Source organism: Coprococcus sp. HPP0074 (genome assembly GCF_964238105.1).
GTDB lineage: Bacteria > Bacillota > Clostridia > Lachnospirales > Lachnospiraceae > Faecalimonas > Faecalimonas umbilicata.
In genome coordinates, this window is the sequence record NZ_CAXSKS010000007.1 from 69,269 (window position 1) to 91,795 (window position 22,527).

At 41.9% G+C, this 22,527-nt stretch carries 20 protein-coding genes; 19 read left to right on the forward strand and 1 reads right to left on the reverse strand.

Annotated features, from left to right (window positions below; genetic code table 11):
• The 18 genes from ACESPO_RS09915 to ACESPO_RS10000 form a co-directional block, all read left to right on the forward strand.
• Window positions 1-867 (forward strand): Na/Pi cotransporter family protein (locus ACESPO_RS09915; protein ID WP_499788768.1); only part of this gene is annotated, 867 nt, incomplete at its 5' end.
• Between the two features lie 489 nt (window positions 868-1,356).
• Complete coding sequence (locus ACESPO_RS09920; protein ID WP_009262446.1) at window positions 1,357-2,172, forward strand: ABC transporter ATP-binding protein; 816 nt, start codon at window positions 1,357-1,359, stop codon at window positions 2,170-2,172.
• Window positions 2,169-3,716 (forward strand): COG1361 S-layer family protein, encoded by a 1,548-nt coding sequence (locus ACESPO_RS09925; protein WP_120091075.1) that lies wholly within the window; start codon window positions 2,169-2,171, stop codon window positions 3,714-3,716. Before ACESPO_RS09920 ends, ACESPO_RS09925 begins: the two co-directional genes overlap by 4 nt.
• Window positions 3,685-5,118 carry an ABC transporter permease gene (locus tag ACESPO_RS09930; protein ID WP_009262444.1) on the forward strand — a complete coding sequence of 478 codons (1,434 nt, stop codon included), beginning with the start codon at window positions 3,685-3,687 and terminating at the stop codon, window positions 5,116-5,118. Before ACESPO_RS09925 ends, ACESPO_RS09930 begins: the two co-directional genes overlap by 32 nt.
• Before the next feature lie 159 nt (window positions 5,119-5,277).
• Complete coding sequence (locus ACESPO_RS09935) at window positions 5,278-5,790, forward strand: cysteine hydrolase family protein (protein ID WP_016438319.1); 513 nt, start codon at window positions 5,278-5,280, stop codon at window positions 5,788-5,790.
• Between the two features lie 28 nt (window positions 5,791-5,818).
• On the forward strand, window positions 5,819-6,082 hold the full coding sequence (locus ACESPO_RS09940; RefSeq protein WP_008974855.1) for a hypothetical protein: 264 nt from the start codon (window positions 5,819-5,821) through the stop codon (window positions 6,080-6,082).
• A gap of 166 nt (window positions 6,083-6,248) precedes the next feature.
• A complete protein-coding gene (locus ACESPO_RS09945; RefSeq protein ID WP_009262442.1) occupies window positions 6,249-6,905 on the forward strand; it encodes a GTP pyrophosphokinase in 657 nt (218 codons plus the stop codon).
• Window positions 6,906-7,041: 136 nt separating this feature from the next.
• Complete coding sequence (locus tag ACESPO_RS09950; RefSeq protein WP_016438321.1) at window positions 7,042-7,923, forward strand: YitT family protein; 882 nt, start codon at window positions 7,042-7,044, stop codon at window positions 7,921-7,923.
• A 188-nt stretch (window positions 7,924-8,111) separates the two neighbouring features.
• Complete coding sequence (locus ACESPO_RS09955) at window positions 8,112-9,038, forward strand: substrate-binding domain-containing protein (protein ID WP_016438322.1); 927 nt, start codon at window positions 8,112-8,114, stop codon at window positions 9,036-9,038.
• 56 nt (window positions 9,039-9,094) lie between these two features.
• Window positions 9,095-9,964 carry a phosphate ABC transporter permease subunit PstC gene (gene pstC, locus ACESPO_RS09960; protein ID WP_008974861.1) on the forward strand — a complete coding sequence of 290 codons (870 nt, stop codon included), beginning with the start codon at window positions 9,095-9,097 and terminating at the stop codon, window positions 9,962-9,964.
• Window positions 9,957-10,832, forward strand: coding sequence for a phosphate ABC transporter permease PstA (pstA, locus tag ACESPO_RS09965; protein WP_009262439.1), 876 nt, complete (start codon window positions 9,957-9,959; stop codon window positions 10,830-10,832). Before pstC ends, pstA begins: the two co-directional genes overlap by 8 nt.
• Entirely contained in the window at window positions 10,819-11,568 is a 750-nt protein-coding gene (gene pstB, locus ACESPO_RS09970) for a phosphate ABC transporter ATP-binding protein PstB (RefSeq protein WP_499788769.1), read from the forward strand. The genes pstA and pstB overlap by 14 nt, the downstream gene beginning before the upstream one ends.
• Before the next feature lie 3 nt (window positions 11,569-11,571).
• The gene (gene phoU / locus ACESPO_RS09975; protein WP_008974864.1) at window positions 11,572-12,234 is read left to right on the forward strand and encodes a phosphate signaling complex protein PhoU; all 663 of its coding nucleotides are present in this window, start codon (window positions 11,572-11,574) and stop codon (window positions 12,232-12,234) included.
• An 18-nt stretch (window positions 12,235-12,252) separates the two neighbouring features.
• Complete coding sequence (locus tag ACESPO_RS09980) at window positions 12,253-12,933, forward strand: winged helix-turn-helix domain-containing protein (RefSeq protein ID WP_009262438.1); 681 nt, start codon at window positions 12,253-12,255, stop codon at window positions 12,931-12,933.
• Window positions 12,923-14,275 (forward strand): sensor histidine kinase, encoded by a 1,353-nt coding sequence (locus ACESPO_RS09985; protein WP_016438323.1) that lies wholly within the window; start codon window positions 12,923-12,925, stop codon window positions 14,273-14,275. Before ACESPO_RS09980 ends, ACESPO_RS09985 begins: the two co-directional genes overlap by 11 nt.
• Window positions 14,276-14,595: 320 nt before the next feature.
• Window positions 14,596-17,766, forward strand: a complete 3,171-nt coding sequence (locus ACESPO_RS09990; protein ID WP_270457615.1) for a SpaA isopeptide-forming pilin-related protein — start codon at window positions 14,596-14,598, stop codon at window positions 17,764-17,766.
• Window positions 17,767-17,863: 97 nt separating this feature from the next.
• Entirely contained in the window at window positions 17,864-18,631 is a 768-nt protein-coding gene (locus ACESPO_RS09995; RefSeq protein ID WP_009262435.1) for an ABC transporter ATP-binding protein, read from the forward strand.
• Between the two features lie 3 nt (window positions 18,632-18,634).
• The gene (locus tag ACESPO_RS10000; RefSeq protein ID WP_499788770.1) at window positions 18,635-19,843 is read left to right on the forward strand and encodes an ABC transporter permease; all 1,209 of its coding nucleotides are present in this window, start codon (window positions 18,635-18,637) and stop codon (window positions 19,841-19,843) included.
• Between the two features lie 159 nt (window positions 19,844-20,002).
• Here the strand turns inward: ACESPO_RS10000 and ACESPO_RS10005 are convergent, their stop codons facing one another.
• Entirely contained in the window at window positions 20,003-20,671 is a 669-nt protein-coding gene (locus ACESPO_RS10005; protein WP_009262433.1) for a S1 RNA-binding domain-containing protein, read from the reverse strand.
• A gap of 196 nt (window positions 20,672-20,867) precedes the next feature.
• Here ACESPO_RS10005 and ACESPO_RS10010 point away from each other — a divergent pair, with 196 nt between their 5' ends.
• Window positions 20,868-22,523 (forward strand): putative manganese-dependent inorganic diphosphatase, encoded by a 1,656-nt coding sequence (locus ACESPO_RS10010; RefSeq protein WP_008974871.1) that lies wholly within the window; start codon window positions 20,868-20,870, stop codon window positions 22,521-22,523.
• Window positions 22,524-22,527: the final 4 nt, after the last annotated feature.

Below are 22,527 nucleotides of genomic sequence, written 5' to 3' on the forward strand. Positions count from 1 at the left end.
GGTACTGTGATTTTCAGTATTGTGGCAATTATATTCTTTACAGTTATGAATCCGGCTCTGGGAGAAAATTTGATCACCCAGACAGAGATCAGTACTGTTCATACAATCTTTAATATCGGAACAACGGTATTGCTTTTCCCGGTATCCAACTGGATTATCACATTGGCAAAGAAACTTGGCCGTGTAGAAGAGTGTACACAGGAAGACGATGTTGTATTACTGGATGACAGAATGCTTCAGACACCAGGTATTGCATTACAGTCTACCGTGACAGAGATTGTAAGAATGGGAAATATTGTTGCAGAGACATTGAAAGAATCTAAGGAAGTGCTCTTTACAAAGAGCGAAGAGACGATAAAAAGTATCAAGGAGAAAGAGTCTGTTGTAGATAAGCTTAGTGCAGGAATTACAGATTATGCTATTAAGATCACAGCGCTTCAGGTCAGTGAGAAGGAACATCAAGATGTGGCACATTTACTCCAAGTCGTATCAGATATGGAACGGATCTGTGACTACTGTGAGAACATTTCAGAGTGCGCAGAGGCGATGCGCGAGAGAAAGCTAGAATTCTCAGAAATTGCGACAGAAGAGATCAAACAGATGATGGACGTCTGTGTGGAAAGTTATCTTTACGCAAAGGAGGCATTCTTTGAGAAGAGTTCAGAGAAAGCAGTGAAAGTGATTGAGAAAGAAACACTTGCAGATGATCTGGAGGTACGTTTGAGAAATAAACATATCAAACGTCTTGCAAATAATCAGTGTAATGCAGAGACGGGTATCTTCTATTTAGATACGCTCGTTTCTATGGAGAGAATTTCAGATCATGCAAGAAATATTGCAGAAGAAATTATGAATCCGGAAAACTAAATATAAAATGAAAATAGGAGTTGCTGCAAAATAGATGAGGAATCACTATGGAGCAGTGACTCCGTTTTTATGCCACAAAATCAGAAAACGAAATCCGAAGAGTCCGTAATCTGTGGTATAATAAGATATGAGCAATAAATTAAAATACTACAAAAATCATACCGAATAAGGAGTTCTATTATTCTGAAATTATACTCAATAAAAAAGACTGGGAAGAGTATAAAAAGTGGGGCAATGAAAATTGAAAAAATATTATCAAGAGAGCTTGGAAACAGGCTCTCTTTTTTGAAACAGGAAGATATTAAACGCGTTAGTAACACGTTAGTAACAAAAGTGCCTGAAAACCTATTAAAATCGTGATATGAAATTAAGAAATTATTAAATATTTATAAATAAAAAATATTGTATGATATGGTATCATAATTTCAAGTGAGTGTAATGTTTTTTCTTTTTTACAGAATTGAGAGTATTATTAGGATATGGGAGTGCATGGATGTCTGGTCATGTGGTGTGGAAGTGAAAGAAAAAACGCATGGATTTGACCGATGCAGAGAAAGGAGCAGTGAAGTGAAGAAGATCATTGAGGCGAAACACTTGTTTAAGTTGTACCGTGTAGGAGACAGTATCGTGCGTGCATTAAATGGCGTGAATTTTAGTATCTATGAAGGAGAGTTTTGTGCAATCGTCGGGACTTCCGGTTCGGGAAAGTCAACACTGTTAAATATGCTTGCAGGACTTGAAAAACCAACCAAGGGTGAGGTGATTATCAATGGCGTTCATATGGAAAAGTTAAATGAAGATGGACTTGTAAAATTCCGCAGGGAGAACGTAGGTTTTATATTTCAGTCTTTCCATTTGATCGGGACGATGAATGCAGTAGAAAATGTGGCATTGCCGCTGAGCTTCCGAGGGGTGCCAAAAAGTAAGCGGATGAAGATTGCCAATGAGATGCTTGATCTTGTCAATTTGAAAAAGCATAAAAAGCATCTGCCGAATCAAATGTCGGGCGGACAGCAGCAGCGAGTCGGAGTAGCGAGAGCTCTTGTAGTGGATCCGAAGATTATTTTTGCAGATGAACCGACAGGAAATCTGGATTCGCATACGTCAGAAGAGGTGATGCGTTTGATGCAGAAAGTAGTTAAGGAGCAGAAGAAGACACTGGTAATGGTCACGCATGACAATCATCTTGCAGAGTATGCAGACAGAGTGTTCCATATTATTGACGGGGAGATTGTAAAGATTGTTGATAATCGGGAACAAGGGAAAGAAAAATCAGAAGAGAGTGGAAAGGAAAGAAAGCAATGAGAAGCAAAAAGAGATGGGCAGCATTCCTTCTCTGTGCAGCAATGGTGTTGCCTGCGGAAGTGTATGCAAAGGAACTGAATACAGAAAAGGAAATGATGACAACGGAAGAGGGACAAACGCAGATTGGTCTGGAGATGACATCCCAGATTGAAGGAAATGAAAGCGATGTCCTTCTCTACCGGGCGGGGGAGACAAAAAATTTATTATTAAATTTCACAAACACAGGAAATACACCGTTGACTTGTGTCAACGTGACTCCGAGAGTAAAAGCAAATACAGACGCGTGGCCGTTTGAGATTGAAAACAAAAATTATACACAGACAGTGGATGCAATCGCACCTGGAGAGACAAAGGCAGTATCTTATGCATTTACTGCACGGCAGGATGTAGTATCTCGCTACTACAAATTGAAATTTGATCTGACATGTGCGGAAGGTACGATTTCGGAACAAAGTGTTTTTTTGAAAACGGATGTCAAAGAGGAAAACCAGAATCAGCAAGATCCAGGGCAGCAAAAGCCTGACCAGCAAGACCAGGGAAGTGGGGAACAAAATGGATCCGTTTCTTATCCGTACGATGCAGGCGGAGTATATAATGGAGGAGAGGTTGTATCTGGTGGAGGTGAGACAAAGACAGGAGTGCCACGTGTTATCGTGTCCGGATTTAATACAGATCCGGCAGAGATTCCTGCGGGAAGTAACTTTAATCTGATTGTACATTTACAGAATACCTCTCAGGATACGGCTGTTTCCAATATGCTTTTTGAATTCAATGCTCCGGCGGAAGGCGCGGAGTCAAGCGGAGCAGCCCCGGCATTTCTTCCAGTTTCCGGATCCAGCTCTGTCTATTTGGATCATATTCCGGCAGGAGGGACGAAAGATATTGCGATTGCTCTGAATGCACGGGCAGATTTGCTTCAAAAGCCATACAGTATTGAATTGTCCATGAAATATCAGGATGGCAATGCAACACAGTATGAGGGACATGCGGCGCTTGCAATTCCGATCAAGCAGGCGGCGAGATTTGAGTTCAGTGAGGTGGAAGTCAGCTCGCCGGAAATCGCAGTCGGTGATGAAGCGAATATTATGTGCAATATCTATAATCTTGGACGTACCAAACTTTATAATGTAAAGGCGAAATTTGAGGGGGAAGGAATCAAAGGAAAAGAAGTATTTGTAGGTCATGTGGAATCAGGATCTTCTGCCGCTATTGATGGAATGGTAACTGGGGAGAAAGAGACGACCGGAGATGGCAGAATGAAGATGATTGTGACTTATGAAGACGAGGCAGGAGCCTCATACTCGACAGAACAGGAATTTCAGCTTCTTGTGACTCCAAAACAGGAAGATGCAGGAATGGTATTTAGCCCTGAAACAGAGCCGGAAAAGAAAGGATTTCCGATTCTGCCAGTTGGGATTGCAGTAGTAATACTTGCGGGAGGGATTGCTGCGATTATCATCGTAAAGAAGAAAAAACAAAGAAAGCTTCAAGAAGAGGAGGAGAGCTTGGCAGATGAGTTTGATAGACTTACTGAGGATGAGTAGTGGAAATTTAAAGCGCAGAAAACTCAGGACTTTTCTGACTGTTCTCGGTGTGGTGATCGGTACAGCTTCCATTGTCGTGATGATTTCACTCGGACTTGGCATGCAGAAATCCATGTATAAGCAAGTGGAGGAATCTGGTGGGATTACAAATATTGATGTCACTGGGAAGAATAATGGGGGAGGCGGTGTCATCATCAGCAGTGATATGATGCATCAGGATCAGGAGTCGGAAAAATACATTACAGATGAGGCCATCAAAGAGTTGAGCAAGATAGAACATGTGAAAATGGCGTCTCCGGTGTTGTCAATGTCAGCGATGATTCTCAAAGGGAATTATGAGGGATACATTGATTTGAGAGGAATGCGTCCGGAAGCATTGGAGGAGCAAAATATTCCACTGATAGAGGGGAGTCGTCTTCCAGAGACAAAGACATCCAATTTGGAGCTGATCATCGGTAATTTGATTCCTGAGATGCTTTATGAAAAAAATACAGGAAAAGGATATTGGGAAACCGGAAAACTGCCAGAAATCGATTACATGAAGGATTCTTTGTTCTTAATCTTAGATTCGGATGCATATTTGGCTTCCAAACAGAATGGAACAAGTTCTTTGGAACAGTCACTTGGCAAGAATGAAGGGCAGGGAGGAAACCAGGCGAGCGCAAAAGCGCCAAAAAAATATGTTGTCCATGCCAGTGGGATGGTGAAGGGAGACTTAAACACCTATAATTCACATTCTTATTATGTATATTGTGATCTGGATACGCTGATTGCTTCTCTGAAAAAAGAGTATGGAACGAAGCCGATTCCCGGGCAGCCGACGACAAAGTCTGGAAAGCCATATAAGGAATTTGTATATTCGTCCGCCTGTGTGCAGGTAGATGATATTGACTATGTAGAGGAAGTGTCAGCCAAAATTCGAGAAATGGGATATACCGCGAACAGCAATGCAGAATATTTAAAAAGCATGCAGAGTCAGTTTGCGATCATTCAGGCTGTACTTGGAGGAATTGGTGCAGTATCACTTCTTGTAGCAGCAATTGGAATTGCCAATACGATGATGATGTCCATCTATGAGAGGACTAAGGAAATCGGTGTCATCAAAGTACTTGGGTGCAGTCTGAAAAATATCAAACAGATGTTTCTGATCGAGGCAGGTTTCATCGGGCTTTTGGGAGGTGTGATTGGAAATATTTTGAGTATGCTTCTGTCATTTGGAATCAATACAATTGCCGGAAGCATGGGAAGTGCGATGGGATTTGAAGGAGACATTTCATATATTCCAATTTGGCTTATTCTGGCTTCCCTTGGATTCGCAATTTTGGTCGGGATGGCAGCAGGATATTTCCCGGCGCTGCGTGCTATGAGGTTAAGTCCGCTTGCGGCAATCCGTAACGAATAGAAAAACTGGAAGAGAGGTGTAAAAAGCCTCTCTGTTTTTAGGTATGTACAAAATTTGTTGTTTCCATTAGAAAAGGCTTGTATTTTTCAGCGGTTTATCTCAAAATAAAAGGGAAGAAAAATGGCTGAGAAAAATAAAAAATTGAAATGAGGAATGAATATGAAAAAGGCACTGATCGTTGTGGATATGCAAAATGATTTTGTAGATGGAAGTCTTGGAACAAAGGAGGCACAGGAAATCGTAGAAGCAGTGGAGAAGAAAGTAAAAGCTGCCCGGGAAATGGGGACAGAACTTCTTTTCACAAGAGATACCCACGGAGAAGATTACCTTCAGACAAAAGAGGGGAAGTCGCTTCCGGTTATCCACTGTGTCAAAGAAACAGAAGGCTGGGAGATCATAGACTGCCTGAAGCCTTATGCTGACAGAATTTTTGACAAGGAAACTTTTGGAAGCATTGCTCTGGCTGATTATGTTGCCGAGCAAGGATATGAATCCATTGAGCTTGTCGGTCTCTGCACAGATATTTGTGTTGTGTCAAATGCACTTCTTCTAAAAGCACGTCTTCCAGAGACAGACATTGTTGTGGATCGAAGCTGCTGTGCAGGAGTAACTCCAGAGAGCCACGAGGCGGCGCTGTCTACGATGCAGATGTGTCAGATCCAGATACTATAACAGTTTTTGATGGCAGGAGATGAAAGAGATGTTTCGATTATGGGGAAAGATATTTAAAGACAACCGGATGGTACGCGATACGGTCATCTGTATTGAGGAGGAAGATACGAGGACACATAAAATTTTCCGTGCATTAGATGAAATCTGTTACGAATTTGATCTGAGTAAACCAATTTGGCTGAATCATACAATCAGTGAATTTCAGAGACATGACAAGGCAAGATTTTATCAGGATAATTTTGTGGATTCCATCGACTTTGACTATCTGGAAATTCATATTATTGAGGAGTAAAGAAAAGGACAGGGTGTGCTTATCTTTCTTCTATGGAGAAAATGGGACAACATATGAAAAAGTATAAAGAATATTAAAAAATTGTGAAATTTAAGACAATTAAATCATCCTATGTTATAATAATTGTATCAAATGATTTTTCGGATACAAGGAGAGAAGGAACGTGATGAGAACAGTGGTAAAAAATTACGAGGATGTGGATAGTTGGAAGACTGTCATGTTTTTGTACAATGCCGCAATGAAAGAAGTAGGAACGAAACTGGAAATATTAAATGATGAGTTTCAGCATGTACACAAGTATAATCCAATTGAGCATATTAAATCTAGAATCAAGTCACCGGAGAGTATTGTAAAGAAGTTGAAGCGCTATGGACATGAGACATCCATTGAAAATATGGTTAAGTATGTCAATGACATTGCGGGGGTCAGACTGATCTGCTCTTTTACATCAGATATTTATCGGCTGGCAGGTATGATCGGGAATCAAAGCGATTTGAAAGTGCTGTCGATCAAGGACTATATCAAGAATCCGAAGGAGAGCGGATATAAGAGTTATCATATGCTTGTTTCTGTACCGATTTTTTTATCGGACAGTGTTGTCGATACGAAGGTTGAGATTCAGATCCGTACGATTGCGATGGATTTTTGGGCAAGTCTTGAGCATAAGATTTATTACAAATTTGAAGGGAACGCACCGGAATATATCAGCAGAGACTTAAGAGAATGTGCGGATATGGTCTCGGCGCTTGATGAGAAGATGTTATCGCTCAATGAAGCAATCAAAGCGTGCCTGCAGGAATCGGAGCGGGAGAAGGAATCGTAATAGAATCTGAAAAGAATAGCAAATAGGAGTTGGCAATCGTTCCTGGAAATGATAAAATAACTTAGAGCGTGTCAGAGAGGAGTTCGTCAGAGCACTTCCCGGCACGCTCTAAGAGTACGTTAGGAGGAAAAAAGGAATGGAGAAATTGAAGAACAAGAAAATGGCTGTACGTCTTCTCTGGGCAACATTTGGAAGTCTTCTGTTTGCTGCGGGCGTTAATATTATTATTTTACCGCTGCATTTATATAATGGAACTTTCTTAGGTATTGCTCAGTTGATCCGTACATTTCTTGTAGACTATCTGAAGATTGCCGCGCTTAGCGGGATCAATCTTGACGGTATTATTTTCTGGTTATTAAATGTACCGTTGTTTTTCATGGCATGGAAAGTACTTGGAAGGGGATTTTTCTGGTTGTCTGTCTACACGACAACAATTGAGACGTTGTTTATGACATTTATTCCGATTCCCAATACACCGATCATTGAAGACTATCTGACGGCGTGTATTATCGGAGGGCTTGTTGCTGGTGTCGGAACAGGAATGATCCTGAGAGGGGGAAGCTCCGGAGGAGGCCAGGATACACTAGGAATGGTATGTGCGAAGAAATACCCGTCATTCAGTGTTGGAAAAGTAAGTATTCTTATGAATATTTTCGTGTATGGAATCTGTTTTATGATATTTGATATAGAAATTACAGTTTACTCGTTGATCTATGCGACCGTGATGGCAATGACGTGTGACCGGGTGCATGTGCAGAACATTAGTCTCAGTGTGATGATCTTTACAAAGAAGGATGGGGTTGAGCAGGCAATTATGAATGAGATGCGCCGCGGTGTGACGGAGTGGGAAGGAAAAGGTTCCTACACGAAGGAAGATTCCAAAGTATTTGTTGTTATGATTTCGAAATACGAACAGAATGAGATCACAAGAATTGTCTCAGAGATCGATCCGAATGCATTTATGATCTTTACAGAAGGTGTGAAGGCAGTCGGAAACTTTGAAAAGAGACTTTCTTAATCAAAAAAGAATATGTTTTGATATGATGAGAGGAGCGTGTCCGTAAAAAGACATGCTTCTTTTTTGTAAAATAATTTTACACAGATTTAACAAAAGGCTGTTTTTAAATTTAACAATCGCCAAGTATAGTATCACTTGTAAACGAAAGCAGAATGAAAAATAAGACGGATTGAAGGAGAGTAAATCGTATGAAAATGAAAAAGTTTTTAGCAGTAATGGCAGTGGTATCTATGACAGCAGCAATGGCAGCAGGTTGCGGAAGCAGTGAAGAAGAAGGAAAAACAGAAACGAATGAAAAAACGGAAGCAAGTGGAGAAACGGATACTTCATTTGACTCTGCAAATGATATTTCTGTGACATCAAGAGAAGATGGTTCAGGAACAAGAGGAGCATTCATCGAGCTGCTGGGAATTGAAGAGAAAGACGATGAAGGAAATAAAATAGATAATACAACAGAAGAGGCAAATATTACAAACAGTACATCTGTTATGATGTCAACAGTAGCAGGCAATGAGTATGCTATCGGTTATATTTCTCTGGGATCTCTTGATGACAGTGTAAAAGCTGTGAAAGTAGATGGAGCGGAAGCGACAGAAGACAATATCAAAGATGGTTCCTACAAAGTGGCAAGACCATTTAACATTGCTACAAAGGAAGAAGTAAGCGAAGTGACACAAGATTTCATCGATTACATTCTGAGTGAAGAGGGACAGGAAATCGTATCTGATAATGGATATATTTCTCTTGATGATGTGAAGCCATATGCGGGTAGCAAGCCAGAAGGAAAGATTGTTGTCGCAGGATCTTCTTCTATTTCACCGGTGATGGAGAAGTTAAAAGAAGCTTATTTAAAAGTGAACACAAGTGCAGAGATTGAGATTCAGACAAGTGATTCCACAACAGGTATGACTTCTGCAATCGATGGAATCTGTGATATTGGAATGGCGTCCAGAGAGTTGAAGGATGAAGAGAAAGAGCAGTTAAAAGCAACTGTGATCGCAACAGATGGAATTGCAGTAATCGTAAATAAAGCAAATCCGATGGATGAGCTCACAAGTGATCAGATAAAAGAAATCTATACAGGTGAAGTGCTTGCTTGGGATGAGTTAAACTAATTCAGGAATTGCTTGCAAAATAGCCTGAGAAAGATGGATAAGAGGGAAAAAACAATATGAAAGCATGGAAAGAAAAGTTCATGCAGGGAGTGTTTTTCATCGCCGCCTGTACTTCGGTGCTGGCGGTGGCTCTCATTTGTGTATTTTTATTCGCAAATGGAATTCCTGCAATGAAGGAAATTGGATTTATGGAATTTTTGACCGGAGAGAGGTGGAAGCCGACCAATGAAATCTTCGGAATCCTCCCGATGATCATGGGAAGTATCTATGTCACTGCGGGAGCAATTATTTTAGGAGTTCCGATCGGAATTCTGACATCGGTATTTATGGCAAAATATTGTCCAAAGAAAATCTATCCGGTGCTGAAAGGTGCTACCGAACTTTTGGCAGGAATCCCGTCCGTTGTATATGGATTTTTTGGATTGGTAGTACTTGTGCCATTGATCAGAGACATCTGCCAGAAATTTCACTGGGGTGGAAATGGAAGCAGCATTCTGACTGCATCTATCTTACTTGGAATGATGATTCTTCCGACGATCATCGGTGTCACAGAGTCAGCGATCCGTTCTGTGCCGGCGCATTATTATGAGGGTGCACTTGCACTGGGGGCGACACATGAGCGAAGTATCTTTTCGGTTGTTCTCCCGGCAGCAAAATCAGGTGTTGTAGCAGGAATTGTACTGGGGATCGGACGTGCGATCGGAGAGACGATGGCAGTGATCATGGTAGCAGGAAACCAGGCGAGAATGCCTGCGGGGATTGTGAGAGGTGTTCGTACTCTTACGGCAAATATTGTGCTGGAGATGGGATATGCAGCAGGACTTCACAGAGAGGCACTGATTGCAACTGCCGTTGTTTTATTTGTCTTTATCCTGCTGATCAATCTTTCCGTATCATTGTTGAACAGGAGGGCACAACATGAATAGGCAGACAATTGGACAAAAACTTCGTGCTTACAGACGAAGACCTGGATCGTTAATCTTGATGCTCCTTGTGATGTTGTCAGCAGTGGCAACTTTTGCAGTTCTCTTATTTTTGATTGCATACATTTTGATCAAAGGACTTCCGCATCTGACACCAGATCTGTTTGCATTAAAATATACTTCAGAAAATGCATCTTTGATGCCGGCGCTGTTAAATACAATCGGAATGACTGCGTTATCGCTTGTAATTGCAGTACCGCTTGGGATTTTTGCCGCAATCTTTCTTGTAGAATATGCAAAGAGAGGAAATAAATTTGTGGAAATCATCCGACTTACGACGGAAACGTTGTCGGGAATCCCGTCGATTGTTTACGGATTATTCGGATTGTTGTTTTTCGTAACAACACTCGGCTGGGGATATTCTCTACTTGCTGGGGCATTTACATTGGCAATCATGATTCTTCCACTGATCATCCGAACGACAGAGGAAGCATTAAAATCAGTTCCAGACAGTTTCCGTGAGGGAAGCTTTGGGTTAGGAGCGGGAAAACTTAGGACAGTTTTTTGTGTAGTTCTGCCATCGGCAGTACCGGGAATTCTTGCAGGTGTAATTCTGGCGGTCGGAAGAATTGTTGGGGAAACGGCAGCGCTGATCTATACAGCGGGAACTGTTCCGGCAGTGCCGAAAAGTGTGATGGGATCTGGGCGAACCCTTGCCGTACATATGTACAATCTGTCCAGTGAAGGACTTTACATGGATCAGGCTTATGCGACGGCGGTCGTACTTCTTGTACTTGTTGTCGGAATCAACTGCCTGTCCGGATATATTGCGAAAAAGATTACGAAAGGAAATGGAAATGGGGAAAATTAGTGTAAAGAACCTAGATTTATATTATGGCGATTTTAAGGCTCTGAAAAATATTAATATGGAAATCGAGGCAAACAAAATCACTGCATTTATTGGGCCGAGCGGATGTGGAAAATCTACTTTGTTAAAGTCGATCAACCGGATGAATGATCTTGTGGAAGGATGTCGGATCGACGGACAGATTTTACTGGATCAAGAGGACATTTATGGAAGGATGGATGTGAATCTTCTCAGAAAACGTGTCGGAATGGTATTTCAAAAGCCAAATCCATTTCCAATGAGTATTTATGACAACATTGCATTTGGACCGCGTACACATGGGATCCATTCTAAGGCAAAGTTAGATGATGTTGTGGAAAAATCGCTTCGCCAGGCAGCAATTTGGGAGGAAACAAAGGACCGTTTGAAGAAAAGTGCACTTGGAATGTCCGGCGGACAGCAGCAAAGACTTTGTATTGCAAGAGCGCTTGCAGTGCAGCCGGAAGTGCTTTTGATGGATGAGCCGACATCTGCATTGGATCCAATCTCGACATCGAAGATTGAGGACCTTGCCATGGAACTAAAAAAAGACTATACTATTGTCATGGTTACACACAATATGCAACAGGCAGTGCGCGTGTCGGACAATACCGCATTTTTCCTTCTTGGTGAGATGATTGAATATAACAATACAGAAAAATTGTTCTCGATTCCGTCAGATAAGAGAACGGAAGATTATATTACAGGGAGGTTTGGATAAGAGATGCGCAATAAGTTTGATATGCAGCTGGAACGACTCAGTGAACAGCTTATTTTTATGGGAAGCCTTTGTGAGAAAGCAATTGCAAATGCGACAAAGGCTCTGAGAAACGGAGATTTGGAACTTGCAAAGCTCGTCATGAGCGAAGATGAAGAGATTGACCAGATTGAGAAAGATATCGAGAGACTGTGTTTAAAACTTCTGCTTCAGCAGCAGCCGGTGGCAAGAGATCTGCGCCAGATTTCTGCGGCGCTGAAAATGATCACAGATATGGAGCGGATCGGAGATCAGACATCAGATATCGCGGAGATTATCATTTCTGCTGGAATGTCAGAAGCGAGAGATATTTCGGTAATCGGGACGATGGCAGAAGCAACGAGCAAGATGGTTCATGACAGTATCCTTGCCTATGTCAATAAAGATTTGGAGATGGCGCAGAAGGTTATGCTTGCCGATGACGAAGTGGACAGAATGTTTGAACTTGTAAAGGCGAAACTGGTAGAATTGATTCTGAAGGATGGCGGAAAGCAGGGCGAGAAAGCGATTGATTTGATTATGATCACGAAGTATCTCGAGCGTATTGGAGACCATGCAACAAATATTGCAGAATGGGTAGAATTCTCTATCACAGGCGTGCACAAAGACGGACAGCTTGTGGAGAGATAGATAAAGGAGAGAACGAAGATGATTTATTGCGTGGAAGACGACAGTAACATCCGGGAATTGGTCGTATATACACTGGAGTCCACAGGGATGAAAGCCTGTGGATTTCCAGATGGGACTGCATTTATGAAAGCTTTGGCATTTGAGACGCCAGAGCTTGTTCTGCTTGATATCATGCTTCCGGGAGAGGACGGTATTTCCCTTTTGAAGAAGCTCAAAAGTTCAGCAAAGACGAAGGATATCCCGGTGATCATGGTTACAGCAAAAGGGGCAGAGTATGACAAAGTGATCGGGTTGGACAGCGGCGCAGATGACTATGTGACGAAGCCGTTTGGAATGATGGAGCTGATCTCGCGCGTGAAAGCGGTGTTAAGAAGGACGAAGCGGGAAGAGAAAAGCACAAAGTATGAGATCAGAAATCTTATTCTGGATCAGAAAAAACATGAAGTGAGAGTGGATGGAATCCCTGTCACATTGACATTGAAGGAATTTGAACTTTTGGAGCTTCTGATCCGAAATAAAAATATTGTATTGTCAAGAGACAGACTTTTGGAGGAAGTATGGGGATATGATTTCGATGGGGAGACAAGGACGATCGATGTTCATATCCGTACACTTAGACAGAAGTTAAAAAGTGCAGGAGATTTGATTGAGACTGTGCGTGGAGTAGGCTACCGGATGGGAGGACAGGATGAGACGTAAGATACAAAGAAGCATGTGTCTAGTTGCGTTTCTTGCACTTTTAATCTCGGGAATCCTGACCGTTGCGGCAGTTTATCAGCAGACAGTTATGAATAAAACCGCAGAACTTAGGCAGGAGGCGGAATATATTCAGGCGGCAGTCGATATTGCTGGAGAAGAATATCTGAATGTCATGGACAATGTGCAAAAAAGCACCAGGCTTACACTAGTCGGGCAGGATGGTACAGTACTCTATGACTCTGTACAAGACGATACGACGTTAGAAAATCATAAAAACCGAAAAGAAATCAAAGGAGCGATGGAAAATGGGAGAGGGGAAGCAGTAAGAACGTCCGATACACTTGGACAAAAGACGTTCTATTATGCGATCCGACTGCAGGATGGGACGGTCCTTCGTGCCTCCCAGACTATTGATAATGTGCTTCCAACAATTCGGAAGCTTCTTCCATACATCATTGGGATCTTTCTTTTGATGGTGGCGGGAGCTTATCTGCTGGCAAAATGGCAGACAAAGCGTCTGATCGATCCAATCAATCATTTGGATCTGGAACATCCGCTCGAGAATGATGTGTATGAAGAATTGACACCACTTTTGCAGGGAATCGATGTGCAGAACCGGGAAAAGGAAAAGGCGGCTGAGATGCGGAAAGAATTTTCTGCAAATGTTTCCCATGAATTGAAGACGCCGTTGACATCTATTTCAGGATATGCGGAGATTATGAAAAATGGGCTGGTGCGGCCGGAAGATATGAAGGGATTTTCAGAGCGGATTTACAATGAGGCGAGCCGTCTGATCACACTTGTGGAAGACATTATCAAGATTTCCAAGTTAGATGAGAAGAGCATTGAGCTGGAGAAGCAAGAGGTAGATCTCTATCTGCTTGTAAGAGAGATATGCACAAGGCTTGCTCCGCAGGCGGAAAAGAAGAGCGTACGATTTGAAGTGTCAGGAGAGCATGTTTCCTATAATGGAATCCGTCAGATCCTTGATGAGATGATCTATAATCTCTGTGAAAATGCAGTAAAGTATAATGTCAAAGGCGGAAAAGTCAGTGTGTGGACAGGAAATACACTGGAAGGCCCAAAAGTCATTGTGGAAGACACTGGAATTGGTATTCCAGAGGAAGAAAAAGAACGTGTTTTTGAGCGGTTTTATCGGGTGGATAAGAGTCACTCCCGGGAAAACGGAGGAACTGGACTTGGACTTTCTATCGTAAAACACGGTGCGCTTCTCCACGATGCAAAGATTCAGATCAGCAGTAATCTAGGCAAAGGGACAAAGATTGAATTGATTTTCGGCGGGGATTCCAGAAAAGAGACAGATAGCGAAAACGACAGATGAGAGAGAAATGAAAACAATCTATGGCGGTAGTCGAAGAAAATGATAGCTGCCATAGATTGTTTTTTTGTTGAAGTGGATATTGACTTTCGGAATAGATATGTTACACTGAAAGAGTAATTCTAAGGGAGATTCTTTCCCTTTTTACATGGATCAGGCAGTTCTGCCAGTTATTCCAGTATGTTTTTAATTTGATGATGAAAGAAGTGTGATGCCTATGCTTGTTGGAAACAGATAGAATCGACGGATGGATAGAGTTTTTGTACGATTCTATTTTAGACAGAGTGATCGGAAGAAAATTTGAAAAGAGAAAGGAATCATTTATGAGAAAAGGAAGACAGATGGTGTTGCTATGTATTGCGGCAATGCTTTTTTGTACTGCCCTGTGTTTTCCGAAGGAGGCAAAAGCACAGACGGAGCAAGTAACGATTGAAACAGGAAGAGAGATTTATTATCATCAGTATTCTACAAATTTATTTTATATCAATGGCAATGTAGGATATTGTCTGCAGCCAGCAAAGGAGACGCCGGCAGATGGGATTTATGCAGGAGAAGTTCTGCAAAACAATGAAGTGCTTGCAAAAGCCATTTATTTTTCAACGGGGCAGCCGGGGGAAGCGGTTGTAGGAGAAGGATTCTGGCAGATTCCGGATCCGGAAATATCTGGAGTTGTGTCGTGGGATGAGCGCTATGCATATTCCCACATGTTCCTCTCATGGATTTTTGCAGATTATGATTTTGATGCCGCGTTTCACGGAACAGGTCTGGAAAACGAAGTATTTTATGAAGACTTAAAGAAAGATTTTCAATGGAAATTAGAGCACATCAAAGGGTTGAAAGTGCCGGAGGCGGCATTATCTTTTTCGGATTCTGATGTGACGGCCTATATAGACAGTGAAGGACAGCGCACAGAAAGTCTGGTTCTGTCAGGAGATCCGGAAAATGAGATTGCGCTTCCTCTGCGGGAAAAAATGGTGCTTGTAAATGAAAGCAGAGGGACGGAAGAGACTGGAATCGGTCATATTTCCGGAGGCGAACAGTTTTATTTGAGAGCACCGATAGATATGAAAGAAACCTATCAGAGCGGGGAAATTTACGGAAGTATTACCAATGAATGGCGCTCCTTGATCATCGGAACCGGAGAAGATACTCAGATTATGGGAGTAGGCAGCTATGCAGTGACACCGACAGCACCAGTTCAGCTCAATGTGCAGTGGGTTCCTACAGGAAAAATCAGATTGAAGAAAATTGACGCAGAGACACAGCAGGGAAAACCTCAGGGGGAGGGATCCTTTGAGGGGGCGGTCTATGAAATTTTCGACAGGAACGGTAAGAAGCAGGATACTCTTACGACAGACAAAAAGGGAGAGGCGGTTTCAAAGCTGCTCCCCTATGGGATTTACACGATACGGGAAGTCAAGGCGCCATTTGGTTATACAGTTGCGATTGATCAAAGTGTGCAACTGCAGGAAGTGGAAATTGTCGTTGTATCTGAGGAAAAGCCGCAGAAAGGGATCATTCGTCTTCAGAAAGCAGACAAGGAGGCAGAGCAGGAGAAAAAGTCCCCATATGCATCTTTAAAAGGTGCAGAATACACGGTGAGCAGCAAAGAAGGTACAGTTTTTCAGACGCTTGTCACGGATGATGAGGGCAAGGCAGAAAGCAAACCACTTTTAACCGGAAAGTATCAGGTGAAGGAGACGAAGGCGCCGGAAGGATACAATATCGATCCGACGATCTATCAAGTAGAGCTGTTGCCGGGAGAAGAGACAGCAGAAATTTTTTATCAATCGGTTTCTTCGAAGGAGGAAATCATCCGCGGGGATTTTGAGATTATGAAATTAGCAGAAAATGAAAATGAGGATGAAGATACCCTTCAGGGACTTGCAGGCGCAGAATTTACTGTCTATGAAAAAACAAGTGGAAAAGAAGTTATAAAGCTGGTGACAGATGAGCGTGGGTTTGCGACTACAGTATCTAAAGAATATCCAAGGGGAAGGTTGATTTTCGGGACTTATGTTGTGAAAGAAACGAAGACACCAGAGGGGTATCGTCCGGTCAGACCATTTGAAATTACGATCAAGGAGGAAAAGGTAGTGCTGCGAGGAATTTACAAGGAAGATAAACTGATCACATCTCCGATCACCGTTGTAAAAGTGGATCAGGAGACTGGGAAGCAGATTCAGGCAGCAGGAGTGGAATTTAGGCTGCTGGACAGCAGAAAAAAACCAATTGAAATGGAAGTGTATTATCCAGAGCATATGAAGACTTCTATTTTTAAGACAGATAAGAAAGGACAATTTACTTTTCCACAGAAATTGAAAAAGGGACAGTATTATTTAGAGGAAGTAAAAGCGCCGGAGGGATATCTGAAGGGGGAATTACTTCCGTTTGAAGTGAAAGAAGGAGCAACGTGGGCGGAGGCACAGGTGATTCGTTACAGCAACCGAAGTGCAAAAGGAAAGATTGTGCTTCAGAAAATAGATCAAAAAACGAAGGAGACTCTTTCAGGAGCTGTCTTTGAAATCTTTGCTGCAGAAGATATTGTGACAGCTGACCAGACAGTACATGCAGAAAAAGGAGAACTGGTTGATACGGTGGAAGTTTCGGAAAAAGGGGGATGTTCCCAAAATCTGTATCTCGGGAAGTATGTTGTAAAGGAGAAAAAACAGCCGGAAGGATATGTCCGTCTGAAAAAGGAGTATGAAGTTGAATTAAAATACAAAGATCAAGTGACAGAAATTGTGACAGAGGAGCTGACAGTTGCGAATGTGCCAGTGACGACAGAACTTGTTAAGACAGACAAAAAGAGCGGAAAACCACTGGAAGGAGTTTCGTTTTCGGTTTGGAAGAAGGAGGACGAGAAACTGCCGAAGTTTGAAAAGAAAATGTATGTGACAAATCAGGATGGAAAGATTCTTTTGGAATATCTAAAGACTGGCACATATTGCATCCAGGAGAAAAAGACACTTCCGGGGTACCTTCTGTCCGAGCAGATTACTGAATTTACAGTAGATGAAGAGGGATACAGCGAAGGGAAGCAAAGACTTTGCCTGAAACTAGAAAATGAACATACCAATATAGAAGTGGAAAAACTGGATGCGGATACGAAAAAACCGGTAGAGGGCGCCGTACTTCAGATTGAAGATTTACAGGGAAAGGTAATTGTCGAAAAATGGAAAACAGAAAAAGAACCAAAACAGATTGAAAAGTTGCCGGAGGGAGAATATGTACTGGTGGAAGCAGAGGCACCATTCGGATATCAGAAGGCAGAAAAAATGAAGTTTCGTGTGGAACCTAGAAAAGAAGTGCAAAAGATTACACTTTATAATAGGAAATCAGAGAAAGAGAAGCTTCCAGAGGAGAGTACAGGAAGGAAGGATACACCAAAAACCGGAGATACAGCGACAGTCGCAAAGCTCATTGCGGCGTTGCTTGGAGCTTCTCTGTTACTTGGATTGATTTATTACAGAAAGCGAGATCGAAAGAGGTAGAAAAAAGAATTGACAAAGCACCCACCATATAGTATTGTACTAATATATTAGTACAAAAAGATGCCGATGAATGTGTATAAGATATGGAGGGTGAGAGATGATAGAGATTAAAAATCTTACGAAGATCTATAAGCTGAATAAGAAGCAGATGAAAGAATCAAAGACAAAGAGCAGCCGGAAAGTTGCAGTCGATGATGTTAGCTTGCGAGCAAAGAAGGGGGAAATCTACGGATTGCTTGGACCGAATGGGGCAGGAAAGACAACGACGCTTCGCTGCATTGCGACAATCCTCAAACCGACAAAGGGTGAGATTTATGTGTCAGGACATGAAGTGCAGGAAGAGCCGGAGGAAGTCCGCAAAAAGATTGGATTTCTTACAAGTGATATCAAGCTCGATCCGCAGTTCACAACAGATTATCTGTTTGACTTTTTCGGAAGACTTCACAATGTTCCGGAGGAAAACCTGAGAAAAAGAAAAGAAGAGTTGTTTGAGTATTTTGAAATCAAAGATTTTGCACATAAACAGATCAAAGAACTTTCCACGGGTATGAAGCAGAAAGCAGCAATCGCAGTTAGCCTTGTACACGATCCGGAAGTGGTGATCTTTGATGAGCCGACCAATGGGCTTGATATTATCACAGCGAGAAATGTTACAGACTATTTGAGAAAGCTGAGAGACGAAGGGAAACTGGTGATTGTGTCGACACATATTATGTCGGAAGCGGAAAAACTCTGTGACCGCATAGGAATTGTTATCGATGGGACGAAGGTTGCGGAAGGAACGCTGGAAGAACTTCTTCAACAGACGAATGCGCAGGATCTGGAAGATGCATTTTTTGAGTTTTATAAGTTGAGGAGGGAATAAAAGATGAATGGAATCAAACAGATTTTTCAAAAAGAAATGGCACGTATCTTTCGGGATAAAAAAATGGTGTTTTCGGTATTTATTCTGCCGGTGGCGATTATGATTGGAATTTTGATGGTCACCGGAACATTTCAGAAACGGATGTTGTCAAATATAGAAGGACATACCCCGATTGTCTATGTGGAAAATGAACCGGAAAGCTTTCAACAGTTTTGCGAGGCGGCAGAGGTTAAGGTGAAACCTGTCAAAGAAGGGGAGGTAGAGAAAGTAAAAGAGAAGATTCTGAAAGGAGATGTAGATTTACTTCTTTCTTTCCCGGAAAATATGGATTATAAGATTGCAGAATATCAGACGGGAGATGAGATCCCGGAGATTCTTCCATATTATAATCCAGGTGAAGACTATTCCAAAGAAGCATTCGATACAGTTGGAGGGACATTACTGGAGACGTACAGACAGGTACTTTTGGGACAGAGAGTCGGAAATCTGGAGCAGATTGAGATTTTTAAGGTAGATAGAGAAAGCGAAGCAATCCAGATTAAAGATGAAGATAAAGTAAACGGCAAAGTACTTGGCATGATGCTTCCGTATTTTATTACTATCTTGCTGTTTGCAGGTGCTATGGGACTTGGAGTTGACATGATCACAGGGGAGAAAGAGCGGGGAACGATGGCGAGCCTGCTTGTGACACCGGTGAAGCGAAGTTCGATTGTGCTCGGGAAGGTATTTGCACTGATGGCACTGACAGGAATTTCTTCAGTCATTTATGTGGCGGCGATGGTTGCCTGCATGCCGATCATGGCAAAGACGATGGGAGGCAATATCGGAGATGGATTCAAGATCAGCATGGATGTGAAACAGATCATCATGTTAGGCGCGCTGTTGATCGCATTATCTTTCTTATACTCTACATTAATTGCTTTGGTATCTGTTTTTGCAAAATCAATGAAAGAGGCAAGCAGCTATATTATGCCGATGTACATGTTGATTCTTGTTATCGGACTGTCAACGATGTTTTCATTTGGAAATACGCCGGAAAGTTCTTACTGGATTCCGGTTTATAATAGTTCAGTTGTATTAAAAGAGATTTTGACACAGGAAGTGACGATACTACATTATGTGATCACACTGTTGATGACATTTGGGATGGGAGCAATTCTGACTGGTGTGATCGTGAAGGCATTTGAGAGTGAAAAAGTCATGGCATCGTAGCATGAGTTGAAAAAGAGGTGGCACTGTGCATATATAATGTGAAAAATTGTGAGAGACAATACAGTGTCATAAAAAGAAAGTGCTGTCAGAATGGGAGCTGTTTTATGAAAACAGAGTACCATTGCTGACAGCACTTTCTTTATCTTACTTAGAAAGGGATTATAATTGAATGTTTTTAAACAAATCGCCAAGATTTGTTCCGATTTCCTCTGATTTTGGGATCTCGACCGCTTCTTCTTCCTCTTCTGGTTCTTCTGACAATGCCTTCATACTGAGACTGATCTTACCATCTTTGATTCCGATTACTTTCACTTGAACTTCTTCCCCTGTTTTGAGAACGTCTGCCGGAGATTTGATTCTTTTTTCACAAATCTGTGATACATGCACCAGACCAGACAGTCCGTTTTCTAAGAGAATAAATGCGCCGTAAGACTGGAGAGAGTCCACTGTTCCGGAGAGGATACTTCCGACAGGAATCTCCTGGACCTTTTTTGCGCGCTCTGCAGCCTGCTCTTCTTTTAAAATCTCGCGGGCAGAGAGAACGAGGCGGTTCTCAGCAGGATCGATATCAATGACACGAACCTTAATCTCTTTGAGCAGATAAGTCTCAAGATCTTCGATATAGGAGAGAGAAAGCTTGGAGGCAGGGATAAATCCACGGAGTCCTTCGATATAGGCGATAGCCCCTCCATTTACGATCCCTTCAATTTTGACTGGAAGATCGGTCTGTTGTTCCATATATTTTGAAACGATATGCCATGGATCTGCATTGTCAAATTGTCCTTCGTAGTCAGCCATAGTTTCTGTTGTAAATTGTTCTTCACTCATGCTCTACACCTCAATTTTCATAATTTTCTTCTATTATAGCATAGATTCTTTCGGAAAAACAGAAAAGAAAAATTTTGGCAAAAAAATAACAGACTGTATGCAAAAAAAACAATTCCATGAAAAAATAAGGTTGACGAACAGAAGAAAAAATGGCTTACTATATAGTATAAATGAATTGTTGATGAGGGATTGGATTATGACATCAGAAAAAAAGAAGAATAGAAAAGTGTATGTTGTAGGGCATAAGAATCCAGATACGGACTCTATCTGTTCTGCACTTGCTTATGCAAATTTAAAGAGGAAAGTAACCGGCCAGGAATATGTTGCAAAAAGAGCCGGCCAGGTTAATGAAGAGACACAGTATATTTTAGACAGATTTGGAGTAGAAGAACCGGGACTTCTGTCAAACGTGCAGATTCAAGTTAAGGATCTCGATATTAGCAGGGTATCAGGAATTGAAGGTCATGTGTCGATCAAAGAAGCGTGGCGGCAGATGAAGGAATCGAATACGAAGACGATGCCGATCACAAAGGAGAATATGTTAGAAGGTCTAATCACGATCGGAGATATTGCGACTTCTTATATGGATGTGTATGACAGTCATATTCTTGCGAAAGCGCGTACGCAGTATCGAAATATCGTCCAGACTTTAGATGGTACGATTGTGACAGGAAATGAACATGGATATTTTGTGAAAGGGAAGGTTGTGATCGCAGCATCCAGCCCGGAACTTCTCGAGAACTTTATTGAGAAAGATGACTTGGTAGTTTTGGGAAATCGTTATGAATCACAGCTGTGTGCTCTTGAGATGGAGGCAAGCTGTATTGTTGTCTGCCAGGGATCGGAAGTGTCAAAGACGATTAAAAAGCTGGCAGAAGAAAGACAGTGTGTTGTGATCAGTACGCCGCATGATACATTTACTGTAGCCAGATTGATTAATCAGAGTATTCCGGTAAAGCATTTTATGAGTAAGGAAAATCTGACGACATTTAAGATGAGTGATTATGTGGAAGATATCAAAGATGTGATGACAAAGAAGAGATTCCGTGATTTCCCGGTTGTAGACAGAAAAGGAAGATTTGTCGGATTGATTTCGAGAAGGCTTTTGATCGATGCAAGAAAAAAACAGCTGATTTTAGTGGATCACAATGAAAAATCTCAGGCTGTGGATGGAATCGAAGAGGCAGATATCCAGGAAATCATAGATCATCACAGACTTGGAAGCATTGAGACGATCGGACCGGTATATTTCAGAAACCAGCCGGTTGGATGTACTGCAACGATTGTTTATCAGATGTATGAGGAACAGGGGGTGATGATCGACAGGATGATCGCATCCCTTCTGTGTTCTGCAATTATTTCCGATACACTGATGTTCCGTTCGCCTACGTGCACTGATGTGGATCGAAGAGCGGCGGAGTCACTTGCGAAGATTGCAGATATTGATATTGAGAGCCTTGCAAGAGAGATGTTTAATGCGGGAAGCAATCTGAAGAATAAGACTGCGGAGGAAATATGTTTCCAGGACTTTAAGAAATTTAATATTGGAGATGTGGAGTTCGGTGTTGGGCAGATCAATTCAATGAACAAAGATGAACTGCATGACATCAAGGAAAAGTTGATTCCTTATCTGAAGGAGGCAATGTACAGTCAGGGATTGGATCGCATTTTCTTTATGTTAACGAATATTATTGAAGAGTCCACAGAACTTTTGTGTGACGGTGCAGGTGCAAGGGAGCAGGTATTTGATGCGTTTGATTTGAGAGAAGATACGGAAGACATTATCTTAAAGGGAGTTGTTTCCAGAAAGAAACAGTTAATTCCGAATTTCGTAATTGCGTTGCAGCAATAGAAGG

Bases quoted from the DNA above. Each gene is read 5' to 3' on its own strand.
- ACESPO_RS09920 (WP_009262446.1), top strand. From the start codon at position 1,357: ATGGATGTCTGGTCATGTGGTGTGGAAGTGAAAGAAAAAACGCATGGA.
- ACESPO_RS09925 (WP_120091075.1), top strand. From the start codon at position 2,169: ATGAGAAGCAAAAAGAGATGGGCAGCATTCCTTCTCTGTGCAGCAATG.
- ACESPO_RS09930 (WP_009262444.1), top strand. From the start codon at position 3,685: ATGAGTTTGATAGACTTACTGAGGATGAGTAGTGGAAATTTAAAGCGC.
- ACESPO_RS09935 (WP_016438319.1), top strand. From the start codon at position 5,278: ATGAAAAAGGCACTGATCGTTGTGGATATGCAAAATGATTTTGTAGAT.
- ACESPO_RS09940 (WP_008974855.1), top strand. From the start codon at position 5,819: ATGTTTCGATTATGGGGAAAGATATTTAAAGACAACCGGATGGTACGC.
- ACESPO_RS09945 (WP_009262442.1), top strand. From the start codon at position 6,249: ATGAGAACAGTGGTAAAAAATTACGAGGATGTGGATAGTTGGAAGACT.
- ACESPO_RS09950 (WP_016438321.1), top strand. From the start codon at position 7,042: ATGGAGAAATTGAAGAACAAGAAAATGGCTGTACGTCTTCTCTGGGCA.
- ACESPO_RS09955 (WP_016438322.1), top strand. From the start codon at position 8,112: ATGAAAATGAAAAAGTTTTTAGCAGTAATGGCAGTGGTATCTATGACA.
- pstC (WP_008974861.1), top strand. From the start codon at position 9,095: ATGAAAGCATGGAAAGAAAAGTTCATGCAGGGAGTGTTTTTCATCGCC.
- pstA (WP_009262439.1), top strand. From the start codon at position 9,957: ATGAATAGGCAGACAATTGGACAAAAACTTCGTGCTTACAGACGAAGA.
- pstB (WP_499788769.1), top strand. From the start codon at position 10,819: ATGGGGAAAATTAGTGTAAAGAACCTAGATTTATATTATGGCGATTTT.
- phoU (WP_008974864.1), top strand. From the start codon at position 11,572: ATGCGCAATAAGTTTGATATGCAGCTGGAACGACTCAGTGAACAGCTT.
- ACESPO_RS09980 (WP_009262438.1), top strand. From the start codon at position 12,253: ATGATTTATTGCGTGGAAGACGACAGTAACATCCGGGAATTGGTCGTA.
- ACESPO_RS09985 (WP_016438323.1), top strand. From the start codon at position 12,923: ATGAGACGTAAGATACAAAGAAGCATGTGTCTAGTTGCGTTTCTTGCA.
- ACESPO_RS09990 (WP_270457615.1), top strand. From the start codon at position 14,596: ATGAGAAAAGGAAGACAGATGGTGTTGCTATGTATTGCGGCAATGCTT.
- ACESPO_RS09995 (WP_009262435.1), top strand. From the start codon at position 17,864: ATGATAGAGATTAAAAATCTTACGAAGATCTATAAGCTGAATAAGAAG.
- ACESPO_RS10000 (WP_499788770.1), top strand. From the start codon at position 18,635: ATGAATGGAATCAAACAGATTTTTCAAAAAGAAATGGCACGTATCTTT.
- ACESPO_RS10005 (WP_009262433.1), bottom strand. From the start codon at position 20,671: ATGAGTGAAGAACAATTTACAACAGAAACTATGGCTGACTACGAAGGA.
- ACESPO_RS10010 (WP_008974871.1), top strand. From the start codon at position 20,868: ATGACATCAGAAAAAAAGAAGAATAGAAAAGTGTATGTTGTAGGGCAT.